The organism is Anditalea andensis, from assembly GCF_000714815.1.
In the GTDB taxonomy this organism is placed as follows: Bacteria; Bacteroidota; Bacteroidia; order Cytophagales; family Cyclobacteriaceae; genus Anditalea; species Anditalea andensis.
Genome location: NZ_JMIH01000016.1, coordinates 320,059 through 343,904, shown reverse-complemented (window position 1 = coordinate 343,904; position 23,846 = coordinate 320,059). Strand labels below are relative to the sequence as shown.

Sequence of the window (23,846 nt, the reverse complement as noted above, 5' to 3'; positions counted from 1 at the left end):
GGATTCAGTATTGATAGTTTTTAATTTGTTCAAAAACCAGTAACTGGTTTTTTGAAATCACTTTATCGTCTTCATTCAATCCACTGGATATATAGGCCATTCCATTGTTTTTTAATATAACTTCCACTTCACGCACTTCTATGCTACAGGCGTCGTGATATATTACTACATAATTCCTGTTGTTGTCAAAAACGATTGCCGATATGGGTATGCTTAACGACTCGGTATTTCCCTGTTTTTGTGCTATGACATCTACCAGCATGCCCGGCTTTAATTTTAGCTGAGGGTTTGGTAGCACCACACGTGCTTTTAAAACTTTGGCCTCTGCATCAAGCACTTGAGATATGGCTGATATTTTTCCTTCAAAAAGTTCATCTGGGTAGGAGAGTGTTTTTATACTTATATCCATTTTACTTTTAATGTCCTGTACATTGCTGGCATAAATGTTTACCATTATCCAGACCTCTTCCAGATCAGAGATGACAAATAATGCATCCCCTCCTGCAGCTATCTGGGCTCCTGTTGATATGGATTTTGAAGTAATGATGCCTGAATGTGGCGCTTTAATTTGAAAGATGCCCTTGTCAGGACTAGCACTATATAGACTTAAGTTGGCATTAATTTTTTCCTGTTCTGCTTTTAATATCTCCAGTTCACTTTCAACTTCCATTAATTCCTTTTGAGAGGATATTTCATCATCATACATGGATTGTGCAGATGCTAATCTTTTGTCCGCTACTTTGATTTGGGAAGCTATGGTTTTGGATTGGGCATACAGATCAGAGAGTTCTGTGCTTCTTAGCTCTGCCAATAACTGGCCTTTATCTACATAATCACCTAAAGAAAAATAGGTGTTGGAGATGATACCTCCAGCCAGACTTATGAAAGTAATGACCTTATCGGGATTAGGTTCTACAGATCCTGTCAAGGATATTTCTTCAACTAGGCGCGTCTTTGTCGGTACTATAAAATCAAGATTTGAAAGGAAAGCATCACTTACGCAGTATTTTTCTATCCTATTAGATGCCGTATCGGTGCCAGTATTTTCGCAACTTGATAAAATTAATACAGCTATTAGTATGCAAAATAATTTGGCTAATAATTTTAATTTAAGTGTCATGTTTTTAAGATCAATGAATAGATAGGATGTCTGAACCGATGACATAATTCAGTTCTTCAGCTTTATGGTTTATTTCTTTGCCTGCTTGAAGGATGATGTTCTTGTTCTCCAGATAGGCATCTAAAAAGTCTAGAAATTCTAAGAGGCTGATGTTTCGGTTAATAAAATTCTTATTATAACTTTTCAGTAGATCGTCTAAGGTGGATGCATACCCTGGATCAATGCTTTCATAAAACTGTATGGAAGCTATCAGATTTTGATAGGCAAGAGAGATTTCATTTTGAATTGCTAGATCTTTTTGACTATATAGGATGTTGGACTGTTCAATCCCTGCTTTTGCATACTTTATATTTCCTTTGTTACGGTTGAAGACAGGTAGGTCCATGGCAATGCCAAAGCCTACAAAATTGTACATAAAGTTTCCGCCTCGGTCATAGCCTACTTTTATAGAAAAATCAGGAATCCTTTGGGCTCTTTCATAAGTATGAAGGAGACTGAAAAATCTTTGGTTGTATGCTGCTATTTTTAAATCAGGCCTATTTTCCTTAGATTCATTTACGAGAAATTCCAATGTTACCCCCTTTATCTTCCGAATAACACTTGGGTAATCTTCATCTGAAATAACCAGGTGTATATTTGCTGGCAAACGCATCCATGTTTTTAATTCCATTTGGGATTCGTTTATATCTTTTGTCAGATCATTTATGTTTCTGGCAAACTCTAGTTCAAGTGCCTTTAACCTGATGTATTCACCTTTAGGGACATTTCCTTGATCTACTTGCCTTTGGTATGCTTTGGTAAGTTGCCGTAAAACGGAGATCTCATCTTCATATAGCCGGAGACTGAATTGCAAAAACTGTAAATGGGTAAGGGTATGGCGAAATTCTACTTTAAGAGTTCTTAATAAATCTTCAAAATACGAATGGGATTTATCCAGGTTAACCTGTTCTAAGGCCGCTGATTTTTTTCTTTTTCCTGCTGTAAGGATCAATTGTTCTATAGAAAAACTAAACTGCTGATTCCTTCCAAAGCGTCCTCCATTAAAACCTTGAAGCTCGTCACCAAATACTGATAGCTGATTTTCTGTAGCCCACAGATTTACTTCTTCTACTTCGAATGTAGGGTTTGGCCATAACCTGGCCTGCATTAGAAGTGCTTCTGCTTTTGGGATTTCAAGTTTTTCAGCGAGAAGTATTAAGTTCTCTCTTAAAAAGATGTTTTCGGAGTCTATTCTGCTCAATAAAAGTGTGTCTTGCCCGTGAGTCACAAACGAAACGAACAGTAAAAGACAGGATAAAGGATATTTATAGAACATTGATTGTTTGCACATTATTTAAGTTGTGCAAAAGTCATCTGTTCGACCTTAAAATGACCTTAATGATTATAAAATTTACCTTAAAGGAAAATGAATTTCAAATACATTTAGGCCAGCAGATGGACTATAGTAAATAATCTCCCCATGATGAAGGTGTATTATTTTTTGCGTCAGGACCAAACCTAAGCCAAAGCCGCTGATTCCTATACTGTTGCTCCCCCTGAAGAAATGGTCAAAGAGAAATACCTCTTCTTCTTTTTTTATTTCTTGTCCTTTATTTATGAAAAGAATTTTAAGCTTATCTTTTACACTGCTGTCCATTACAATAATAGCACGCTGATCAGCACTATAAGAAATGCAATTGGCCATAAGGTTTAAAATGCCTTGTTTGACCAACATTTTATTTCCCATCAGTGTGAGACTATTTTCATTGATTACTTCAGCTTCAAACCTAAATTCAAATTGGAATAAGGGATGTAAGACTGTAAGCTCATCTATAATTTCGAAAATAACCTCATCTACACGTACAGGTGCGGTATTTAATCTAAAACCTGATTCAATTTTAGAAATTTCTAACAAAACGTGTATGATATCAGCCAGGGATTTAGCGTTGATTATCTGGTTCTTTATGATTTTGTTTTTTTCGTCAATATCCATACTTGCTTCTGCCCTTTCGAGTTCAGATACAAGAATGGCTATTGGAGTTTTTAATTCATGGGAAATATGCTGAACGGCATGTTTTTGAAAAGAGAAAGCTTCATTGGTCCGGTCTAGTAGTTGATTAAATTTTAGGATGAGATAATTTAATTCAAATGAATTTGTTTTGATACTGATCGCTTCTGTTTTATGGGTATTCAGATCTATTTTATTTAGCTTTTCTGCCAAACTAGTGATCGGTCTGGAAATCTTTCCGGATAAAAAATAAGTGATCAGAATCACAGTTACCGAAATGACGATTGATATTATGATCAATACAGTCTGAAGAAACTGAAGCTTGGTATAGCCAAATTCGTCATAGGCTTTACTGATGGCATAAAAATGGTTTGTCTCATTTTCTATATATACCCCTATGATATCATACCTATCATCTTTAGTTTCTATCCATTGGTTAGTTGGGGAAAGCTGGTTCAGTATATTTTTATAATTTGATATGGGTAGATCATCTATACTCCTGTATATAAGGTTTTTATGTTTGTCAAAAATCAACATTTTTTCATCATAAAAATCGTGAATGGTATGCTTATCCATTATAGCGCTTAGATTTTCACTGAGTTCCTTGTATTCGGCTATCAGACCTATGGTATATTTAATTTTCTCGTTTTGTCGCTGCTGAAATTCTTCCTCTCGATATTCAGCAAAAACCAAATAAACGATCAGAGATGATAGTAATGTTAGTGAGATGACCGTACTGGAAAAATATATCAGGATTTTATTTCTTATCTTCATTATAGTCTAGATAATATCCGTATCCAATTTTGGTTTTAATGGTATTTTTGAGAAATGGTTTATCTATTTTGTTTCTTAAAAAGTTAATGTATACTTCTATGGTATTAGTATTTGCATCAAAAGAACCTCCCCATATTTCTTTTATCAAATCGGATTTTGAGACGATGTCTCCCTGTAGTTCGATTAATTTATGTAGTATCTGATATTCTCGCGGGGTTAAATTAATTTCAATATTTTGTCGGAATACTTTTTTTGAAGCATCATGAAGCGAAATATCATCAAACATTAAATCTGAAGTGTTTTGGTGTGAACCCTTCTGTTTGTTTCTTTTAATGAGCGCATTGACCCTTATTACCAATTCACGCATATAAAAAGGTTTGGTGAGATAATCATCCGCTCCACAATCAAATCCTTGTATTTTATCTTCCAATTCACCAAAAGCAGTCAACATGATCACCGGTGTGTTTGTATCAAATTCCCTGAATGCTTTGCATATTTCAAATCCATTGAGCTTAGGTAAATTAATATCCAATATGATACAATCAAAGGTATCATTTTTTAATGTTCTTAGTGCCAATGAACCGTCATACAATGCCATTACATTAAACTGTTCGGCATTAAGTGCCTCACTGATATTTTTATTTATAGTAAGGTCATCTTCAATGATTAAAATTTTCATCAAGCAAAGGTATGGAGTTAAGTCATTTTTTAAACTATTATAAAGGATGTATAATAGATCAAATATTTAAACCCCTCGGCCTGTTATCATAAAGGCCGGTATCCTTTTACTGCTGTTTTAAATAATCATGAACATTTACCAACTTATACTTTGGGCTACGTTTTATAAATTCGTTAAAAAAGGCAGTATGGCTGGCCCCCATCAGGATAAATACCCTGTCATCCTCATTAAGTTCAATCTGATTTAAGTGCGAATACATCACGAGATTGCGATGGTAATATTTTGCTGCTTCATCAGCTCCTTCAGCATTTCCTTTTGTTGAAGAATAGGTTAGTATATCCGCATTGATATTGATCAAAAAATCAAGGTAGAGGGGGTGGTTAATTATAGCCAGCATTTCTTTTAATGGAATAGGTCCACCCTTTGATGCCCTGTGGTTTTTTTCATTATCCTCCATCATTTTTGAATACCTCACAAAAGTCGTTGAATCTATAGGATTTTCCAGTTGGCGGGTAATCATATAATTATACCCTTCCTTGTGGTCTACACCATAAATTCTTTTGCTATTACTTAACCGTCCCACCTCATAAGCCAGCAGTTCTATTTCATTTGGGTTATCAAATTTCAAGTCAGGGTTATCAAGGTATTCCCAGTACAGCTTCTCAAGCTTCTCTTGATAGGCAGCGGTAGTTTCCACCACGATAACGGTAGGTTTGAATTTAGCCAACATCTTTGCTATTTCATGTACCTGCCGGACATTCTCATCATCATGCTCATCAAATTCTGTGGTACTGGCATCCGGAGTGTACCCCATATGGAAGGTACCGAAATTTAATACAGGTATGGCATCATCAAATTTAGTTTTAAACTGTAAGTCCTGTGCCGAAGTGAAGTGACTGGTCAATACAAATAGTGCTGTTATAAAGATCTTTTGCATAATATTTAATTTAGTTTTTGGAAAAATTAGGTCGCCTAAACAGAACAAGGAAATTATATCGACAAATCTGCTAATTTGGTCGACGTATCCACATTGAGATCCCATGGCGAATACGTTACATTTACAAAAAAAATATCATAGATGTATAAAAAAGCTATAACCATTTCACAAGAAATCGCAGTACACCTGTTTTTTTGGATATTTATGGCTTATCTGAACCTTATAGATATGGATTATTCAAATGGGAACTCTCTTGTTGGGGTAAAGGTCGGACTGTTTCATAAAACACATGCTACTGTATTCATACTGACTTTCTATTTCAATTATTTACTGCTTTCCCCGATTACTTTCCGGTCTTTTACTTGGCAAAAAGCTTTGGCATCTATTCTGGCGCTTTATACCTTCTTTATTTTGTTCCGGTATATTTTGGAGCAAATATTTACTGTGGCACTATTTGGCATAGGAAATTATTATGGTGACTTTTCGATGGCGTATTATGTATTTGACAACCTGTACTATGGGACCTTTCCGATCCTATCCAGTTCTTTTTTATGGAGCATCATATTTATAATAAGACTATTACATGAAAACAAACTGATCATAGAGGAGCAAAAAAATACGGAAATCAAGTTTTTAAAAGCCCAGATTAACCCCCATTTTATATTCAATACATTGAACAATATCTACGCTATGGTTTATTTTAAATCGGAGCATTCGTTGGCAGCAATAGAAAAGTTAGGCCAGATTATGCGCTTTACCACATATGAATTCCAAAATGAAAGCATAAGCCTTGCAGAAGAGATCAACTATATCAAAGCTTATATCGAATTGGAACAACTACGTCATGAAGAGCAATATCCCGTGAATTTTGATGTTCCGAAGAGGTTTAATTCCATAACAATACCTCCTTATATCCTTTCCCCATTAGTAGAAAATGCACTTAAACACGGTCTGGCCTCTTTACATAAACCGATTAAAATCAAACTTGAAATCACCAAAGACACCTTAAATTTTAAAGTTGAAAACAGTATTTCCAGTTCTAAAAAAGATAAATTGGGGGGGATTGGACTGGATAATCTAAAAAAGCGATTGCAGCTATTTTATCCCAATTCACATACATTGACATTATCCCATACAGATAGTTTGTTTATCGCTTATCTTGAAGTACAATTTAAATCATGAAAAAAATCAATTGTATCATACTTGACGATGAACCCCTAGCCGTGGAACTGATGAAGGACTATGTAAGTAAAGTGCCGAATATGAGGCTTCATTATGCTGGAAGTGATGTGTATGAGGTCGTGGAATTGCTTCACCAATTTCCTATTGATTTGGTTTTTATTGATATTCAGATGCCTGAACTTACCGGCATAGAGCTCATGCAGATGTTCAATGCTAACCAACATTTTATTGTCACCTCTGCCTATCAGCAATATGCTCTGGATGCTTTCCAGTTTAATGTGATTGATTTTTTATTAAAACCGGTCACATTTCATCGCTTTTACCAAAGTATGGAAAAATACCGAAGTTGGATGGGAAGATTTAAACTAAAGGATAATGATCATTATTTATTTATAAAGGCTGATCGCAAATTCCATAAGATAGATACAGGTTCTATACTATACATTGAAGGGATCAGAGATTATGTAAAAATACATACCAGCGATGAACAGATCATGTTTTTAGAAAACATGAAGGATATTCTTGATAAGCTTCCTGCCAACCAGTTTTTAAGAATTCACCGGTCATATATTATACCGCTTGATAAGATTAAAATGTGGGAGGGAAACCAAATTAAATTGGAGAATGGAAGATATTTACCTATTGGTGAGACCTATAGGAGTATGGTGAAGTCATGGTTTAATTTAAAATAGTGCATAACTTCTGATTTTATGGAGGTGTTTTTTTATAAGAATGAACAAGGTATATTTAATTTTTAGGTAACTGTATGTAATCGACCAGTTTTGTTAAGATTATAATATACTTAAAAAAAATTGAAAGGGAATGAGGTAATGGTATGGAAATCAAAAGGCTTCTATAAAAAAAGCTCATAAACCGCAAAATCTTTACGTTTTATGAGCTTTTAAGTGTACCCGGAAGGATTCGAACCCTCAACCCTCAGAGCCGAAATCTGATATTCTATCCAGTTGAACTACGGGTACATGCTACAGCCGGTAAGGAAGTACCTAAACCGGCTGCAAATATAAGCATATTTTATCCTTGTGCTAAGACTGCTTGAACTTTTTCTGCAGCTTCTTTTAAGGTAATAGCAGACTGGACTTTTAAGCCAGACTCGTCTATGATTTTTGCTCCTTCTTCTGCATTGGTACCCTGTAGTCTTACGATGATAGGTACATTGATATCACCTATAGATTTGTAAGCCTCTACTACACCGTTTGCTATTCTGTCGCACCTAACGATTCCACCGAATACATTGATAAGTATAGCTTTTACATTTGGATCCTGAAGGATAATTCTGAATCCTGCTTCTACTGTCTGGGCATTTGCTCCTCCTCCTACATCCAGGAAGTTGGCCGGCTCACCGCCTACCAGCTTGATCATGTCCATAGTGGCCATTGCAAGTCCGGCACCATTTACCATACAGCCTACATTACCGTCAAGCTTCACATAGTTTAGACCTGATTTTCCGGCTTCTACTTCCAAAGGATCCTCTTCTTCAAGGTCTCTGAGGTCTGCTAGGTTTTTTTGCCTATATAGTGCACTGTCATCAAGGTTTACCTTGGCATCTACTGCCAATATCTGATCATCAGAGGTTTTCAAAACTGGGTTGATTTCAAACTGTGATGAATCAGTGGCATCATATGCTCTGTAAAGTGCAGTGATGAATTTGACCATTTCTTTGTGAGCATTGCCCTCAAGTCCTAATTTGAAAGCTACTTTTCTAGCCTGGAAACCCTGAAGACCGATTCTTGGGTCGATCCATTCTTTGATGATCTTCTCAGGAGTGGTTTCAGCTACATGCTCGATGTCCACTCCACCTTCGGTAGAAGCCATGATGACATTGCTGCCTGTAGCTCTGTCTAACAATATAGAAAGGTAATACTCCTTAGGCTCAGAATTGCCCGGATAGTATACATCCTGCGCTACTAAAATTTTATTGACTTTCTTACCTTCAGGACCGGTCTGTATCGTCACCAAAGTCCCTCCTAGGATGTTTTTGGCTTTTTCAGGAACGTCTTCCAAACTTTTGGCTAATACCACTCCGTTTGAATCTGTTTCTTTAACTTTACCTTTACCACGTCCGCCTGCATGGATCTGAGCTTTCAGTACATACCAGGAGGTTCCTGTTTCTGCATTTAGTTTTTTTGCCGCTTCTAGTGCACCTTCAGGAGTATCGGCTACGATACCTTCCTGGATTTTGACACCATAACTTTTTAAAACTTCTTTAGCTTGATATTCGTGTATGTTCATCCTAGTGAAATTTTTTCCACGAAGTTAATCTTTCAAGGCGGATAATTCAAGGAATAGGATGCTCTTTTTACCAATTCCCTTACATTTTTAAGTAATTCCGTCAAATAGTTTTAAATTTGGCCTGATCAATATATCGTTATGCTGGAAGCTAGAGGAATACATAAACATTACGGGGATTTACATGTGCTTAAGGGTGTGGATGTTATCATCCATCCAGGCGAGATCGTATCCATAGTAGGAGCTTCAGGTGCAGGAAAGAGTACCTTGCTTCACATTATGGGTACGCTGGATCATGCGGATAAAGGGACCATAGCAGTAGGAGAGAGGGTGATATCCCAAATGAGCGGTGATAAGCTGGCTGAATTCAGAAATGTGGAACTTGGTTTTATATTCCAGTTTCATAATTTGCTGCCTGAATTTACCGCGGAAGAAAATATCATGATCCCTGGCCTTATAGCAGGTAAACCTGAGAAAACTCTCCAAAAACGTGTAAAAGAATTAGCTGTTTTATTGGGAATAGAGGGCAGGCTGGAACATAAGCCTTCCGAACTCTCCGGAGGGGAGCAGCAACGTGTAGCAGTGGCAAGGGCTTTGATCAACAGTCCAAAGATTATTTTTGCCGATGAACCAAGCGGCAATCTGGACTCTGCCAGTGCGCAGTCTCTTCACGAACTTTTCTTCAAACTCCGGGATGAATTTGGTCAGTCATTTGTCATTGTGACCCATAACCAGGAACTTGCCCAGATGGCAGACCGCATGCTTACTATGCAGGATGGAGTCATAGTCAGCAGTTGAGTAATGAACTGTGGCGTTTACTAAATTGGAGGGGGGATTAACTTACTGCCTTAATCATTTAACATTCATTATACCATAATCATCCTTTGGACAAAACCAGTATAAAACACATGCTTTTGGCAGGAGTGTTTTTTTCTATTATGAATGTTTCTGTAAAGTACATTTCACACCTGCCGGCCATTGAGATCATTATGTTTAGGTCAATGTTCAGCTTTGTGGCCAGTTTCCTTATATTAAAGAAAAAGCAAATCCCCCCTTTTGGCAATAATAAAAAATTACTTGTTTTAAGAGGAGCCACCGGTTCGGTAGGATTGATATCATTCTTTTACACTCTTCAGAATATTCCGCTGGCCAGTGCAGTCACCATTCAATATCTATCTCCCATTTTTACCAGTCTACTGGGTATTTTTATTGTGAGAGAAAAATTGAAACCGCTGCAGTTTCTGTATTTTGCCATCGCTTTTGGCGGAGTGCTTTTGATAGAAGGCTTTGATCCCAGGATATCTCCATGGTGGCTTTTTGTAGGTATTATATCGGCATTGTTTTCAGGGCTAGCCTATAATATCATCCGTAAGATTAGTTCAACTGAGCATCCGTTAGTCATCGTTTTTTATTTTCCACTTGTAGCACTTCCGTTGGTGACTGTTGTCAGTATATTTACTTGGGTGCAGCCACAGGGGTGGGATTGGTTAATATTGCTGGGAATCGGTATATTTACGCAACTTGCCCAATATTATATGACAATGGCTTACCAAAATGCCCAATTATCTAAAATTGCGAGCTTAAATTATATAGGGATTATCTATGCATTGGGATTCGGGTTTTTGTTTTTTAATGAAACATATGATTTATTGATATATCTCGGAATGCTAATGGTATTGGCAGGGGTGATTTTGAATTTACGCTCCAAATGAATCGAACAAGACACCAGCGGCACACAGATGGATATTTTTCAGCCATGCGAGATTCCATGTGACCATTAAAAAAAAATATTACATGAAAATAACCAAAGATTTATACCAGGGCTCTTTAGCACTTTTGACAGATTTTTATCAACTGACCATGGCCTATGCTTATTGGAAATCAGGAAAAACTGAGCAGGAAGCAGTATTTAACCTTTTTTTCAGAAAAAACCCTTTTCAGGGCGGTTTTACAATTGCCGCAGGTCTGGATTATGTGATTGACTACTGCCGTAATTTTAAATATGACCAGAATGACCTTGATTATCTACGTAATATGAAAGGGAAATCAGGTGAGCCGATGTTTGAAGATGCTTTTATCAATTATTTGGGGGACATGAAATTTTCCTGTGACATAGATGCAGTGGAAGAAGGCACGGTAGTATTTCCCAATACACCCCTGATCAGGGTAAAGGGACCATTGGTACAATGTCAGCTTTTGGAAACTCCTCTGCTTAACATACTGAACTTTCAGACCTTAATAGCTACCAAAGCTGCGCGGATCACTTTGGCAGCTGGAGGAGAGGATGTCTTAGAATTTGGACTTCGCAGGGCTCAGGGCATAGATGGGGCATTGGCAGCGAGTAGGGCTGCTTATATTGGCGGTTGCTCTTCCACGTCAAATGTAATGGCTGGTAAACTTTTTGGCATACCGGTATCAGGCACCCATGCACACAGCTGGATCATGTCTTTTGATACGGAACTGGAAGCATTCGAAGCTTATGCAGAAGCAATGCCGGATAATTGTGTGTTTTTAGTGGATACATATGATACCTATACAGGACTGCTCAATGCTATAAAAGTCGGCAAAAAACTACAGGAAAGGGGTAAACAGATGGTAGGAGTACGGATTGATTCTGGAGATTTGGCCTATTATAGTAATATGGCCAGGGAAATGCTGGACAGTGCCGGGTTTCATGAAGCCAAAGTAGTAGCTTCCAATGACCTGGATGAATACCTGGTCTTTTCACTTAAAGTACAGGAAGCGTCCATCAATGTTTGGGGCATAGGTACTAAATTAGTCACTGCCTATGATCAGCCTGCACTCGGTGCTGTATATAAACTTGCGGCCATAAAAGATCAGCAGGGTAATTGGGAACCAAAATTAAAAGTATCCCAGCAAACGATAAAAATTAACATTCCTGGTTTCCAAAATGTTAGAAGGTATTATAGAAAGGGTGTGGCCAGTGCGGATATGATTTTTCTGGAGGACCAACAAAACGAAGAAAAGGGACCATTGATCATAGATCCCATAGATCCTACTAAAAGGAAAAAAATAGATATAGGACTGGAGAGTGAGCTATTATTAAAACCGATATTTAGACATGGAGAGAAAGTATATGCTAGACCAGAAATCCATGAAATCAAAAATAGGACAAAAGCCAATTTGGAGCGGTTTGACAAAGCCCATAAGCGATTGGTCAACCCACATATCTATCCTGTAGGGTTAGAAGAATCGCTTTTTAACTTAAAAACCAATTTGGTACTGAAAGCTAAAAATCAATGACAATACATAAAAAAATAGTTTTTGCTATCCGAAGTTATCGGTATCTCCAGGATGAAATCCTCGAACAGAGGGGTTTTGAAAGGGGGCAGTTAGAAGTGAGTACATTTCCTGATGGGGAGAGGTATCAGCGCATACTTTCCAATGTAAGTGGACGGGAAGTGGTACTGATAGGGGGGACCACTTCGGACAGTGATACGTTAGAAATATATGATCTCGCCTATGCTCTGATCAAATATGGAGCAAAGTCAATTTATCTGGTTTTTCCTTATTTTGGTTATTCTACCATGGAGCGCGCCATAAAATCTGGAGAAGTAGTTACTGCTAAAGCAAGGGCGGTGATGCTTTCTTCACTGCCCCGCACGAGTATGGGTAATCATTTTGTTTTTTTTGACCTCCATTCGGAGGGAATCCCATATTATTTTGAAGGACAGGTATTGCTTAGTCATATTTATTGTAAGCCTATCGTAACCAAAGTCGCCAATCAGTTGGCTAGGAACGGATTTGTAATGGCCTGCACGGATGCTGGCAGGGCCAAATGGGTAGAATCATTGGCCAATGATATGGGGGTAAATGCTGCTTTTGTATTTAAGCGGAGAGTAAGCGGGGAGGAAACTGAAGTGACTTCAATAAGCGCTGATGTAGAAAATAGGGATGTGGTCATATATGATGATATGATCCGCACGGGAGGTTCTCTCATCAATGCAGCCAAAGCATATAAAAATGCTGGGGCCAATAAAATTTTTACCATAACAACCCATGGATTATTCAATAATGATGCCCTTGAAAAAATCAGGGATAGCGGAGTGATAGAAAAAGTCATCACTACTAACTCCTATCCCCAGTATAAAGCTGCTGATGACTTTCTTCAGATAGAGAGCATAGCGCCTATGATTATCAATTACCTAAACGCCTTAGATTAAGACTATGAAAGCATTACTGATAGTGGACGTACAGTATGATTTTCTTCCCGGCGGCGCTTTGCCTGTAGAGGAAGGTGACAAAATAATCCCGGTGATCAATGAAATTCAGGAACAGTTTCAGTTTATAGTGGCTACTCAGGACTGGCATCCTCCCAAACATGGAAGTTTTGCTGCCAGTCATGATGGGTATATAGTAGGTGATATGATCCAATTGGGTGGAATAGACCAGATACTTTGGCCAGTACACTGTGTGCAGGATACTAAAGGTGCTGAATTTCACAGCAGTCTCCATACTAAGAAGTGGGCCAGGATCTTTCAGAAAGGCACTGATATCCTAGTGGACAGCTATAGCGGCTTTTATGACAATAATAGAAAAAAAGATACCGGTTTAGCAGCCTATCTGAATAAACATGGTGTAAAAGAAGTATATGTGGTAGGTCTGGCAGCAGATTATTGTGTTAAATTTACTGTCTTGGATGCTTTAAAAGAAGGTTTTCATACCTTCCTGTTCAAAGATGCTACCAGAGCAGTCAATATCAGGCCGGGAGATTTCGAAGCAGCTCTTCAGGAAATGCAGGAGGCAGGAGCTGTCATCGTCGATTCCTCAGTATTATTGAATTTATAATTAATTACGATACATCCTATGCAAATACCTATAGTTCAAATAGATTCCTTTACAGACATACCTTTTTCTGGCAACCCAGCTGCAGTATGTTTTTTGCCGGCACCTATAGGTGAAGAAGGCATGCAGTTGATAGCAGCAGAGATGAACTTGAGCGAAACGGCTTTTATTGAGCAAACGGGGGATAATGTATTTAATCTCAGATGGTTTACTCCTACTACAGAAGTTGACCTCTGTGGTCATGCCACACTTGCTGCAGCTTTTATGCTATATGATGAAGAAATAGTGGACAGAGATACCGTTATAAACTTTGAGACCAAGAGCGGTACACTTACAGTAAGCCACCATGAAGAGGGTATTATCATGGATTTTCCTGTGATAGAGACCACTGATACGACTCATCCAGTATTCAATAATTCCTTTATGGACAAAACGGTAATAGGTGCTGCTAAATTGAATAAAAACTGGATCATAGAACTGGCTTCTTATGAGGACATAGAAAACCTTATTCCAGACTTTTCCAAAATCGCGGAGAACAGTGAAGAAGGTATAATTGTCACTGCTATCGGTAAAGCACCATATGATATATATTCACGCTATTTTGCTCCCAATATAGGTATAATGGAAGATCCTGTCACAGGTTTTGCCCACTGTGCATTAATGGACTATTGGCATAAGAAATCCCAAAAGTCATCCCTCCATGCTTACCAGGCCAGTCAGCGAGAGGGGGAAATGCGTCTGGAACTGAATAGGGATAGGGTGAAAATTTTTGGCAAAGCGATTAAAATTTTTGAAGGGTATATGGAGGTATAGGACCGCATGAAAAAGCCATCTTACTGATCAAAAAGGGATTAGTAACAAGTAGAAAAGCATTAAGATATATACTGGACGGAATAAGGCTCTTAAAACTTTACAGAATGGCCATGGACTTTGGCAAGTTCTAAGTAGTGATCAGAGCCTTTGGCCTGAATTTGAGGGAAAGGTTCGCATATGGTTTCTTATCTTTTATTAAAAACCTTCAGTCATTATGGGAAGCACTTCAAAATAAATTTTGCCAATATGTCTAATAAATAATTGATGAAATTCTGTTCTATATACTGTTCAACCTACGGTTTGATTGCCAATCAGGTGGCATCTGGATCAGGATATCAGTCAATTTCTCTTTCGTCCTCTATAAAATTTCCAAAGGACAATCATAAAAATAGGAAGCAGAACAACTGGCCAGTAAGAAATAAATAAATCCGTCAATTCATTATCAGCAGCAGGGGAGGGAGCGGGCTGCTGCGCTTTGACGAAAAGCGTGCAAAAAAACAAAAAGCCTGCTAATTTTATGTTTCTCATATTTAGGTATTGTGTTATAGTTATTAAATAAATGTCACCCCCTCTACTTCTAAAACAAGGTTGGCACCGAATAGCTTTGCCGGGGTAAAGTAGCCATATTTATCTTTGGTTTCCAAAACTTTGCTAAAAAGAAGTACAGCGAGCTTTGCAGTAAAGGCATAGGATTCCGGACCTTTTAATCTGGCTTCTACCTCACGGTCAGTTTTGTCAGTTACTTTTCCATATACCAATGATACCCCGTTTTTATTCTGGTCAGGTGTAGGTCCAGTTATGTTTTCATCTACATAATCTTTTATTAATCCTTTCACCCATTTATTCTGTAAGATAGGGTTGATCAACTGCTGCGCTTTCAGAAGGTTAAAAGTGGTTTTTGGGATAGCTGTAAATACCTGAATATTTGGGATGCCTGTAGAAGTATAGGCTGTAGATATATCGCCCCATGGTATGGTCATCGTCCAGCTTTTTTTTATGCCAAAATCGATTTCTTTTCCCTGATGACCTATCAGGACTTCTTCTATATGGCCATTTTCTCTTACGGCTCCATTTTTTCCCAGCCCTTCTACCATTGTAGTCAAAGTTCCATGGGATATACCACCTCCCAGATTCATAAATGCAAGTTCTAGATGGGTGGCCTCTGGCAGCTTTGCTTTTAAGTGATTGGCCATACAGTCAGTAGGAACTACATCAAATCCTACGCCTGGCATGATAATAACCTCATTGTCTTTGGCCTGGAGGTCGTATTTTTTAGCCATTTCAAATACATCTAGTTCACCGGTAATATCGAGATAGTGGCACTGAGCTAATAAACAGGCTTCAATCAATGGTTTTGCTGTTTTAGCAAAAGGCCCGGCGCAATTCAGTACAAGTGAAATCCCTTCTAGCTGAGATACTATTTTGGGCACATTTTCCAGTCCGAACACTTTATATTCCAGCTTATAAGCTGTAGCCATCGATATGATTTTGCTTTCGTTTCTTCCTGCCAGCACAGGTTTTATGCCTTGACGTAAAGCTTCTTCCGTTATCAAATTTCCACTGTATCCGTTTGCTCCGTATAATAGAATTCCCATTTTTAAAGAGGTTGTTTCTTAAAAATAACGATTATGAATGAGAATGGGAAAGCAATAAGCCGAAATGTGCCCACATGGTCCAAATATCCTTCCCTTTGGGTATTGGTATTCTATTTGAGGAGAGGTCTGTGAAATTTTGATTATATTGTGAAAGTAAATCTTTAATTATAAACCAAATTAAAAAAATGAGCACAACTTTGATTGTAATTATTGTAGCCATTGTACTGGTTATTTTTGTTGTTTCTTTATATAACAAATTAGTATCTTATAAGAACAACAGAGAAAATGCATTTGCTGATATAGATGTACAGCTAAAGCAGCGCCATGATTTAATTCCCCAGCTGGTCAGCAGTGTGAAGGGGTATATGGAACATGAAGCCGGTGTGCTTACCCGTGTGACCGAGGCCCGAGCCAAAGCTATGGGAGCTTCCAGTATAGATGGAAAGATCCAGGCTGAGCAGGAGCTTACATCTGCACTACAGGGTTTACGCGTACAGGTAGAAGCATATCCGGATTTAAAAGCAAACACCAACTTTTTGCAACTTCAAAATGAGATATCAGATGTGGAAAATAAACTTGCCGCTTCCCGACGGTACTTTAACTCTGCTACCAGAGAATACAATGTGGCTGTAGAAAGTTTTCCTTCCAATATCATAGCTGGCATGTTTGGCTTCCATAGAGAAATGATGTTTGACCTAGGCACTTCAGATAGAGAAAGACTGGATAAGGCCCCTGAAATTAAATTTTAATTTTTATGGCAAGTTACGTTGGGATTCAAACCCAGATCAGTAGAAACAATACCAAATCTATATTTCTTCTTCTAGGCTTTCCTTTGCTCATATTAGGGGCAGTATGGGTGTTCTACTATTTTATAATGGTGGACCAATCTGGCTACAGAGATATCAATGAGATAAACGATGTGTTTTTAAGTACCATTCCCGGGGTACTTATTGCTGTGGGAATTTGGTTTGGTATAGCATATATGTTTCATAATTCCATGATCAATAGGGCAGCTGGTTCCAGGCCACTAAGCAGAAAGGAAAATATGCGTGTCTATAACCTGGTAGAAAACCTGTGCATAAGTAAGGGAATGAAGATGCCGAAGGTTAACATTATAGAAGACCAGGCATTGAATGCCTTTGCCAGTGGTATAAACGAGAAAACCTATACCGTTACACTTACCCGCGGAATAATGGAAAAGTTAAATGACGATGAGCTAGAAGGTGTAATTGCCCATGAACTGATGCATATTAGGAACCGTGATGTGAGGTTGTTGATCATATCAGTAGTCTTTGTTGGTATATTTTCTTTTGTGGCTCAAATATTACTCAGAAGTATGATATATGGAGGAGCAAGAAGAAGGGATAAGAATCAAAATAATGCCATGCTTATCGCAATGGTTATTGCTTTTGTAGCATTTTTGCTTTCCATGCTGTTTAGGTTTGCCATATCCCGCAAAAGGGAATATATGGCAGATAGCGGTGCAGCAGAGATGACCAAAAAACCCCTGGCACTGGCTTCAGCCCTTAGGAAAATATCAGGAAACTATCAGGTAAAGACCGTAAAAAGTGATGATGTTGCAGAGATGTTTATAGAAAACAGGCCTGACCGGTCTTCAGGAATGATGTCTATGATTACAGGTCTTTTTGCTACCCATCCTCCTATAGAAAAAAGAATTAAAATTTTGGAACAGTTTTAAAAAATAAAAGAGGCTGTCTTATAAATCAATTTAATGGCCTGTGATTTGGCAGTATGAAAATTGACTCAGATATCGATCGAAATAAAAAGAGGCTGTCCCCAATTGAGACAGCCTCTTTTTTATTATAGATTTGGCTGAGGTGTAGTCCTCAGATAGGGTTTTATTTCAGTATGGCCTTTTGGGAATTTATCAGGGATCTGCTCATTGGTGATGGCAGGAGCTATCACCACATCATCTCCATGTTTCCAATCTGCCGGAGTGGCTACTGAATAGTTTGCCGTTAGCTGCAAGGAATCCAATACCCTCAACAACTCCTGGAAATTTCTTCCTGTACTGGCTGGATAGGTGATGGTTAATTTTATTTTTTTATCATTGCCTATAATGAAGACAGATCTGACCGTAAATTTCTCATTGGCTTCAGGATGAATCATGTCATACAGCTGTGCTACCTTTTTATCTTCATCAGCTATGATAGGGAAGTTTACTTCTGTATGCTGGGTTTCGTTAATATCTTTGACCCATCCTTTATGGCTTTCGAGCCCATCTACACTCAAAGCTATCACTTTGGTGTTTCTCCTTCCAAATTCTTCTTTAAGTTTTGCTACAGCACCGAGTTCTGTGGTACATACGGGTGTATAATCTGCTGGGTGAGAAAACAAAATTCCCCAGCTATCTCCTAAATATTCATGAAAATTGATTTTACCTTCAGTACTTTCAGCTGTAAAATCCGGTGCGATATCGCCTAATCTTAGTGACATAATTTTCTTTGTTTAAAGTCTATAGATTTTATAGGGAATTAACATATCTTAATAGAAAAAGTTCCATTGATGATACAGAGAATTGCCTAAAAGGATTTTATATATGAAAGCAAACCTTTATATGAGACGGAGATTTAATTACTGTTCCACTTTTCCGCAATACACTATCATTAAGTTGGAACTAATCCTTTAATCTCATGATCATTTCTGCCAATCTGTTGGCATATCCTGATTCATTATCATACCACCCCACTATTTTGACTAATGTACCATTTACGGCAGTTAGTCCAGAATCAAAAATGGTAGAATGGGGATTGCCTATGATATCAATAGATACGATAGGATCTGCGGTATATTCCATGATACCTTTAAGAGGGCCCTCTGATGCATTTTTCATAGCTGCATTGATTTCTTCTATGCTGGCTTCTTTTTGCAATACCACCGTAAGATCTGTAAGCGACCCGTCAGGGATAGGGACCCGCATGGCTACACCATCCAGCTTTCCTTTAAGCTCAGGCAGGACCAGCCCAACTGCTTTTGCAGCTCCGGTAGAGGTGGGGATAATAGAATAAGCTGCTGCTCTGGCTCTCCTGAGATCATTGTGGGGGGCGTCTTTTAGGTTTTGGTCAGCAGTATAGGCATGTACAGTAGTGACATACCCACTTACGATGCCAAAATGATCATGCAGTACCTTGGCCATAGGGGCCAGGCAGTTGGTGGTACATGACGCATTGGACACTATAAGATCATCTTTTTTCAGTATACCTTCATTTACTCCCAATACTATAGTAGGAATATTTCCCTTGGCTGGGGCAGAGATAAGCACTTTTTTAGCTCCAGCTTTTATATGTAAAGCGGCCCCGTTTTCCTCTACAAATTTTCCGGTAGACTCCAGTACCACATCAATATCCAAATTACCCCAGGGAAGGTTATCGGGATCTTTTTCAGAAAAAAACAAAACTTTATTACCATTTACCAACATTCCGCCTTCTATGGCTTCTATGGTACCATTAAATTTCCCATGAACAGAATCATACTTAAGAAGATGAGCTAATGTAGCTGAGTCTGCCAGGTCATTAACGGCCAATACTTCTATATTTTCTTTTTGCATTAAAATCTTAAAAGCCAATCTGCCAATTCGGCCAAAACCGTTAATGGCCACTTTTATCTTTGTCATTATATATTTGGGTGTTTTAAGTTATATTAGCTGGTGCGAAAATACTAAAGAAGAGCCAGATTCACTAAGGAATAAATTTTCCTCCTAGTTTTCAGCGATTTGGCAGTATGTGCCAAATATTTTTTGGCAGGGTTTTGCATTATAGATTTAACCCTCTATATTTGCATCACTATTCAGAAAAAGCAAGGAAAAAACACTGAATGGTCCGTTCGTCTAGGGGTTAGGACGTATCCCTTTCACGGATGAAACACGGGTTCGATTCCCGTACGGACTACAAAAATTTCCTTGTTTTTTCTAAAATGGTCCGTTCGTCTAGGGGTTAGGACGTATCCCTTTCACGGATGAAACACGGGTTCGATTCCCGTACGGACTACGACAAAATGATGTTTATCATCTTTCGGATTGCTAAGTGCATGAAGATTTTGTTTTATGGTTGTTAGTGGTTAAAGTGAGTGAAAAATCCCAATCTTTTAGGTTGGGATTTTCAGTTTTAGCCAGTTTTCTTTTTTGGATATAGGACGGGATCAGGGATCAGTCCGAATTTCTGGGGAGCTTATAAATTTAAGCATAGATATTAGAAAGTCTGAGCAGGAAGAATTCAATGTTAGTCACCCCTCTGAATTGAGCTCTGAAAGCTTTTATTTTAGCATTGAATGATTCTGCTGAAGCGTTTGAACTTCTGTTGTCAAAGAAGTTGAGAATAGAGGTGTAGTGGTTTTGTATAGTTCTAGAAACTGTGTTGAATGATTTGAATCATTTTACTTCATTGTACCACTGAGCCAGTTTAGTGAAAGCGATTCCTTTTATTTTGCTAGTTTGGTAGATTCTAGCTAAAGATCTTGAAAGTTTGTACGCTTTTTCCAGATCTGGGTAACGCTGGAAAAGAATTTCAGCACAGTGGACTTGAGAAACCGTCCATTTGTCCTCTCCTTTAAACAGCAAGTATCTACTTCTAGCCAGCAGTTGTTTTTCTGTATCTCCATTTTCAAGCTTATGGGGGATAAAGGCCTTGTTGCATTCCCTGCTCAGTTCTATTTCTTTGTTTTCCTGCTCAATGGCATTCCATCTATGGGCTATCCGCATTTCCTGGACTGCGTCATAGACCAGTTTTTGGACGTGTAACCGGTGTGTAACCTTTTGCCTTGGTGGTCACGATTGTATATAGTTCTCCCTGAGATAGGGCCGTCTCTTCAGTACTGAGATGCGTCCCCAGGTCTTCAGGAAAAAGAATCCATTTTTTCGCATGCTCCTTCGGCTTTGCCTCAAAACGGAAAATCTTGAATGGTCACTTCGTCATAAAAAACTTTGGAAGTAAGCATCACACCGTATGATAGTCACTATCCTTTAGGCCTGCAGATGATGTAAGCTTAAAAAAGTCAAGCAACGACAGGTCCTATGTAAATAAGTAGAAGCTCATATTTTATTTCTATGCTTTATTGGTTAATCCATTTCCTTAAAATTTCTTTTTGATTAGCGTGTTTATTATTAATAATGGATAATAAGCAAATCAATAAATATTTAGGCCTTTTTAATCATATAAAAATAAAACCAGATTAATTGTACCAGAAATTAATTAATTAAATTACATTATAATCATTGAAGATATCCTTAATCCGGTTTATATTTATATTATTATTTTGATGTTTTTGAAAATTTATTTACCGCCAGAGACTAATTAAGAAGGCGGCATAATTAACGCTTTTTTTAACCTAAATTTTCATGTCTAATGCAACAGCAAGATCCAACAAACCATTATTTTCAATTGGCTGTTCAGTTTGTAAACTATACTGCCAAACATCTTTTTTTAACTGGGAAGGCGGGTACAGGAAAGACTACTTTTCTAAAATATATCCATAGGAACTGCCCAAAAAAATTGGCAATTTTGGCTCCTACTGGTGTAGCTGCTATCAATGCTGGAGGTGTGACCATCCATTCTTTTTTTCAATTGCCCTTTGGTTCCTTTTTACCCGCGCAAAATTTACCACAGGGCACGCAGGTTAATTTCTTTAATAGCCAAAGTCTTTTAAAGCATCTAAAACTTAACAGTTCCAAGCGGTCACTGATGCAGGAGTTGGAACTACTGATCATAGACGAGGTTTCTATGGTGCGGGCCGATTTGCTGGATGCTATGGATACAGTGCTGAGACATGTGAGGAGAAACCATAAACCTTTTGGGGGTATTCAGATGCTTTTTATAGGAGATCTATATCAGCTGCCTCCTGTAGTTAAAGATGAAGAAAACAGGGTTTTACACCAATATTATAGCAGTTCCTTTTTTTTTCACGCAAAAGTACTGCAGGAGGCTCCTCCGGTATATTTAGACCTGAAGAAAATTTACCGACAAAGTGATAAGGACTTCATCAAACTTCTAAACAATCTGCGCAATAATGAGGTGAAGGAGGAGGACATTGCTTTATTAAAAAGGTATTACAAACCTAATTTTATTCCTGAATCGAAAGGCGAATATATCACTTTGACTTCACATAATGCAAAAGCAGCTATCATCAACCAACAGGAATTGAATAAGTTGCCTGGAAAAACGCATTGCTTCAATGCAGAAATAGGTGGAGAAATTAACGAACATGCGCTTCCCGCTGAAAACAAATTAATACTCAAAGAAGGGTCGCAGGTTATGTTTGTCCGAAATGATAAGGATAGACGCTACTATAATGGCAAAACTGCTATTATAACCCGTATCAAAGGTGAAGAGATTTATGTAACTTTTCCAGATGAGAAGGGGGAATTGAAAGTGGAAAAAGAGAGCTGGAGCAATGTACGTTATGCTTATAATCAGGAAAGTGATCAGGTGGAAGAAAATATTAAAGGAACTTTTGTCCAATATCCCTTAAGGCTGGCTTGGGCCATTACGATCCACAAGAGCCAGGGCCTGACTTTTGCCAAAGCGATCGTGGATGCCGGGGATTCCTTTGCTGCCGGACAGGTGTATGTAGCACTCAGTCGGCTTACTTCTTTGGATGGATTAATTTTAAAGTCGCCCATAAATGCATCCTGTATCCGTACAGATCAAGAGGCCAAAGATTTTGCTGAAACAGAACCTGATTCTGATAGCCTGCAAAAAAGTTTAAAGGAAGCCCAAAGACAGTTTATACATGAATCTTTTATTCAGGGATTTAGCTGGCACAAGCTTTTTGAAAGGGTCTATGAATTCAAAGTGGACCTGCCTGATCGGCGAATTCCTCTACAGAGTAATGCTTTGGCTCTGTTAGCTGAACTTTTTGAAAAAGTCGCAGAGCATAAAAAGGTAGCTGATAAATTTTTAGTAAAATTAGAACAGCTATTGATTACTGCAGAAGCGGATGGATATCATATGCTTCATGAGAGGACGGTGGCTGCGACATCCTACTTTATAGATACCATCAATAAATCATTTGCAGAGCCACTTCAGCTACACATAGACTCACTCATAGACCAAAGGAAAAAAGCTAAAAAGCATCTGCAGGAGCTGAAGGCATTACTTACTCTGTTCAATATTAAAATCCTAAAACTTGAACAAATTGTAAAGATCAGTTATGGTTTGAAACAGGGGAATGATGCAGCTAAAATATTGGAAAATATGGCTGCTGACAATATGCGAACATTAATGGAATCAAAAGACCATGCCCCAACCAAAGAGAAACCTAAATCCAAGTTGCCAAAAGGGGAAACTATGCGCATATCGTTAAGGATGTTTAGGGAAGGGAGATCTATCACAGAAATTGCCTCTGAAAGGGGGTTAGCCATTGGTACGATTGAAGGCCATTTATGTTCTTTTCTTTGTACAGGAGAAGTAAGCCTGGAAGAATTGGTCAGTCCAGAGAAGGCGGTTATCATACAGGAAGTTTTAGATAGATCTACTAATGAAATGAAATCTTCTGAAGTCCGTGAAATTCTGGGAGAAACATATACTTTTGGAGAGATCAGAGCTGTAATAAGTAGCAGGCAGAAAGTTTAGCTGCTATAGCCAGATTAAATTTCATTGTTTCCCTATTAATTAAAGCTCCCTTATATGTCTCTGAAAATCCGTACAGACCTTTTTACCAATGAATCTGTCATCGGTTGTTTTATCGGATAT

The 23,846-nt window shown here is 38.2% G+C and carries 20 protein-coding genes, 3 tRNA genes and 1 pseudogene; 13 read left to right on the top strand and 11 right to left on the bottom strand.

Annotation, left to right across the window (positions count from 1 at the left end; genetic code table 11):
- Nucleotides 1-4: 4 nt before the first annotated feature.
- From EL17_RS09880 to EL17_RS09860, 5 genes are all read right to left on the bottom strand, one after another.
- On the bottom strand, nucleotides 5-1,120 hold the full coding sequence (locus EL17_RS09880; protein ID WP_035073169.1) for an efflux RND transporter periplasmic adaptor subunit: 1,116 nt from the start codon (nucleotides 1,118-1,120) through the stop codon (nucleotides 5-7).
- A gap of 10 nt (nucleotides 1,121-1,130) precedes the next feature.
- Nucleotides 1,131-2,360 (bottom strand): TolC family protein, encoded by a 1,230-nt coding sequence (locus EL17_RS09875; RefSeq protein ID WP_051719913.1) that lies wholly within the window; start codon nucleotides 2,358-2,360, stop codon nucleotides 1,131-1,133.
- A gap of 150 nt (nucleotides 2,361-2,510) precedes the next feature.
- The gene (locus EL17_RS09870) at nucleotides 2,511-3,881 is read right to left on the bottom strand and encodes a sensor histidine kinase (protein ID WP_035073161.1); all 1,371 of its coding nucleotides are present in this window, start codon (nucleotides 3,879-3,881) and stop codon (nucleotides 2,511-2,513) included.
- Nucleotides 3,865-4,560, bottom strand: coding sequence for a response regulator transcription factor (locus EL17_RS09865; protein WP_035073158.1), 696 nt, complete (start codon nucleotides 4,558-4,560; stop codon nucleotides 3,865-3,867). The genes EL17_RS09870 and EL17_RS09865 overlap by 17 nt, the downstream gene beginning before the upstream one ends.
- A 106-nt stretch (nucleotides 4,561-4,666) precedes the next feature.
- On the bottom strand, nucleotides 4,667-5,497 hold the full coding sequence (locus EL17_RS09860; RefSeq protein WP_035073155.1) for a DUF5694 domain-containing protein: 831 nt from the start codon (nucleotides 5,495-5,497) through the stop codon (nucleotides 4,667-4,669).
- 141 nt (nucleotides 5,498-5,638) lie between these two features.
- Here EL17_RS09860 and EL17_RS09855 point away from each other — a divergent pair, with 141 nt between their 5' ends.
- Nucleotides 5,639-6,679: a sensor histidine kinase gene (locus EL17_RS09855; protein WP_035073152.1), complete on the top strand. Its 1,041-nt coding sequence runs from the start codon at nucleotides 5,639-5,641 to the stop codon at nucleotides 6,677-6,679.
- Complete coding sequence (locus tag EL17_RS09850) at nucleotides 6,676-7,371, top strand: LytR/AlgR family response regulator transcription factor (protein WP_035073149.1); 696 nt, start codon at nucleotides 6,676-6,678, stop codon at nucleotides 7,369-7,371. Before EL17_RS09855 ends, EL17_RS09850 begins: the two co-directional genes overlap by 4 nt.
- Nucleotides 7,372-7,585: 214 nt before the next feature.
- Here the strand turns inward: EL17_RS09850 and EL17_RS09845 are convergent.
- Together EL17_RS09845 and sucC are read right to left on the bottom strand one after the other, a co-directional pair.
- Nucleotides 7,586-7,659 (bottom strand) — tRNA-Arg (locus EL17_RS09845).
- 52 nt (nucleotides 7,660-7,711) lie between these two features.
- Nucleotides 7,712-8,929 carry an ADP-forming succinate--CoA ligase subunit beta gene (gene sucC / locus EL17_RS09840; protein ID WP_035073146.1) on the bottom strand — a complete coding sequence of 406 codons (1,218 nt, stop codon included), beginning with the start codon at nucleotides 8,927-8,929 and terminating at the stop codon, nucleotides 7,712-7,714.
- A 138-nt stretch (nucleotides 8,930-9,067) separates the two neighbouring features.
- Here sucC and EL17_RS09835 point away from each other — a divergent pair, with 138 nt between their 5' ends.
- The 6 genes from EL17_RS09835 to EL17_RS09810 all read left to right on the top strand — a co-directional run bounded on the left by EL17_RS09835 (nucleotide 9,068) and on the right by EL17_RS09810 (nucleotide 14,545).
- Entirely contained in the window at nucleotides 9,068-9,724 is a 657-nt protein-coding gene (locus EL17_RS09835; protein WP_035073143.1) for an ABC transporter ATP-binding protein, read from the top strand.
- Between the two features lie 110 nt (nucleotides 9,725-9,834).
- Nucleotides 9,835-10,638 (top strand): DMT family transporter, encoded by an 804-nt coding sequence (locus EL17_RS09830; RefSeq protein WP_035073140.1) that lies wholly within the window; start codon nucleotides 9,835-9,837, stop codon nucleotides 10,636-10,638.
- 82 nt (nucleotides 10,639-10,720) lie between these two features.
- The gene (locus EL17_RS09825; protein WP_035073138.1) at nucleotides 10,721-12,190 is read left to right on the top strand and encodes a nicotinate phosphoribosyltransferase; all 1,470 of its coding nucleotides are present in this window, start codon (nucleotides 10,721-10,723) and stop codon (nucleotides 12,188-12,190) included.
- On the top strand, nucleotides 12,187-13,110 hold the full coding sequence (gene prs, locus EL17_RS09820) for a ribose-phosphate diphosphokinase (protein ID WP_035073135.1): 924 nt from the start codon (nucleotides 12,187-12,189) through the stop codon (nucleotides 13,108-13,110). The genes EL17_RS09825 and prs overlap by 4 nt, the downstream gene beginning before the upstream one ends.
- A 4-nt stretch (nucleotides 13,111-13,114) precedes the next feature.
- Entirely contained in the window at nucleotides 13,115-13,735 is a 621-nt protein-coding gene (pncA, locus tag EL17_RS09815) for a bifunctional nicotinamidase/pyrazinamidase (protein ID WP_035073133.1), read from the top strand.
- 18 nt (nucleotides 13,736-13,753) lie between these two features.
- On the top strand, nucleotides 13,754-14,545 hold the full coding sequence (locus EL17_RS09810; protein ID WP_035073132.1) for a PhzF family phenazine biosynthesis protein: 792 nt from the start codon (nucleotides 13,754-13,756) through the stop codon (nucleotides 14,543-14,545).
- A 551-nt stretch (nucleotides 14,546-15,096) separates the two neighbouring features.
- Here the strand turns inward: EL17_RS09810 and EL17_RS09800 are convergent.
- The gene (locus tag EL17_RS09800) at nucleotides 15,097-16,140 is read right to left on the bottom strand and encodes a saccharopine dehydrogenase family protein (RefSeq protein WP_035073128.1); all 1,044 of its coding nucleotides are present in this window, start codon (nucleotides 16,138-16,140) and stop codon (nucleotides 15,097-15,099) included.
- Nucleotides 16,141-16,325: 185 nt separating this feature from the next.
- Here EL17_RS09800 and EL17_RS09795 point away from each other — a divergent pair, with 185 nt between their 5' ends.
- Both EL17_RS09795 and EL17_RS09790 read left to right on the top strand, forming a co-directional pair.
- The gene (locus EL17_RS09795) at nucleotides 16,326-16,889 is read left to right on the top strand and encodes a LemA family protein (RefSeq protein ID WP_035073127.1); all 564 of its coding nucleotides are present in this window, start codon (nucleotides 16,326-16,328) and stop codon (nucleotides 16,887-16,889) included.
- A 5-nt stretch (nucleotides 16,890-16,894) separates the two neighbouring features.
- Nucleotides 16,895-17,839, top strand: coding sequence for a M48 family metallopeptidase (locus EL17_RS09790; protein WP_035073125.1), 945 nt, complete (start codon nucleotides 16,895-16,897; stop codon nucleotides 17,837-17,839).
- A gap of 122 nt (nucleotides 17,840-17,961) precedes the next feature.
- On the opposite strand, the gene EL17_RS09785 is transcribed toward EL17_RS09790, so the two are convergent.
- On the bottom strand, nucleotides 17,962-18,597 hold the full coding sequence (locus tag EL17_RS09785; RefSeq protein WP_035073123.1) for a peroxiredoxin: 636 nt from the start codon (nucleotides 18,595-18,597) through the stop codon (nucleotides 17,962-17,964).
- Between the two features lie 181 nt (nucleotides 18,598-18,778).
- On the bottom strand, nucleotides 18,779-19,774 hold the full coding sequence (gene gap / locus EL17_RS09780; protein WP_035073121.1) for a type I glyceraldehyde-3-phosphate dehydrogenase: 996 nt from the start codon (nucleotides 19,772-19,774) through the stop codon (nucleotides 18,779-18,781).
- Nucleotides 19,775-19,976: 202 nt separating this feature from the next.
- Between gap and EL17_RS09775 the strand changes: the two genes are divergently transcribed.
- Nucleotides 19,977-20,048, top strand: a tRNA-Glu gene (locus tag EL17_RS09775).
- Nucleotides 20,049-20,075: 27 nt separating this feature from the next.
- Nucleotides 20,076-20,147 (top strand) — tRNA-Glu (locus EL17_RS09770).
- A gap of 188 nt (nucleotides 20,148-20,335) precedes the next feature.
- Here the strand turns inward: EL17_RS09770 and EL17_RS23095 are convergent.
- Nucleotides 20,336-20,902: pseudogene (locus EL17_RS23095) on the bottom strand (ISAon1 family transposase); the annotation flags it as partial.
- Nucleotides 20,903-21,500: 598 nt separating this feature from the next.
- On the opposite strand from EL17_RS23095, the gene EL17_RS24245 reads away from it, so the two are divergent.
- The gene (locus EL17_RS24245) at nucleotides 21,501-23,726 is read left to right on the top strand and encodes a helix-turn-helix domain-containing protein (protein ID WP_035073120.1); all 2,226 of its coding nucleotides are present in this window, start codon (nucleotides 21,501-21,503) and stop codon (nucleotides 23,724-23,726) included.
- Nucleotides 23,727-23,846 lie beyond the last annotated feature (120 nt).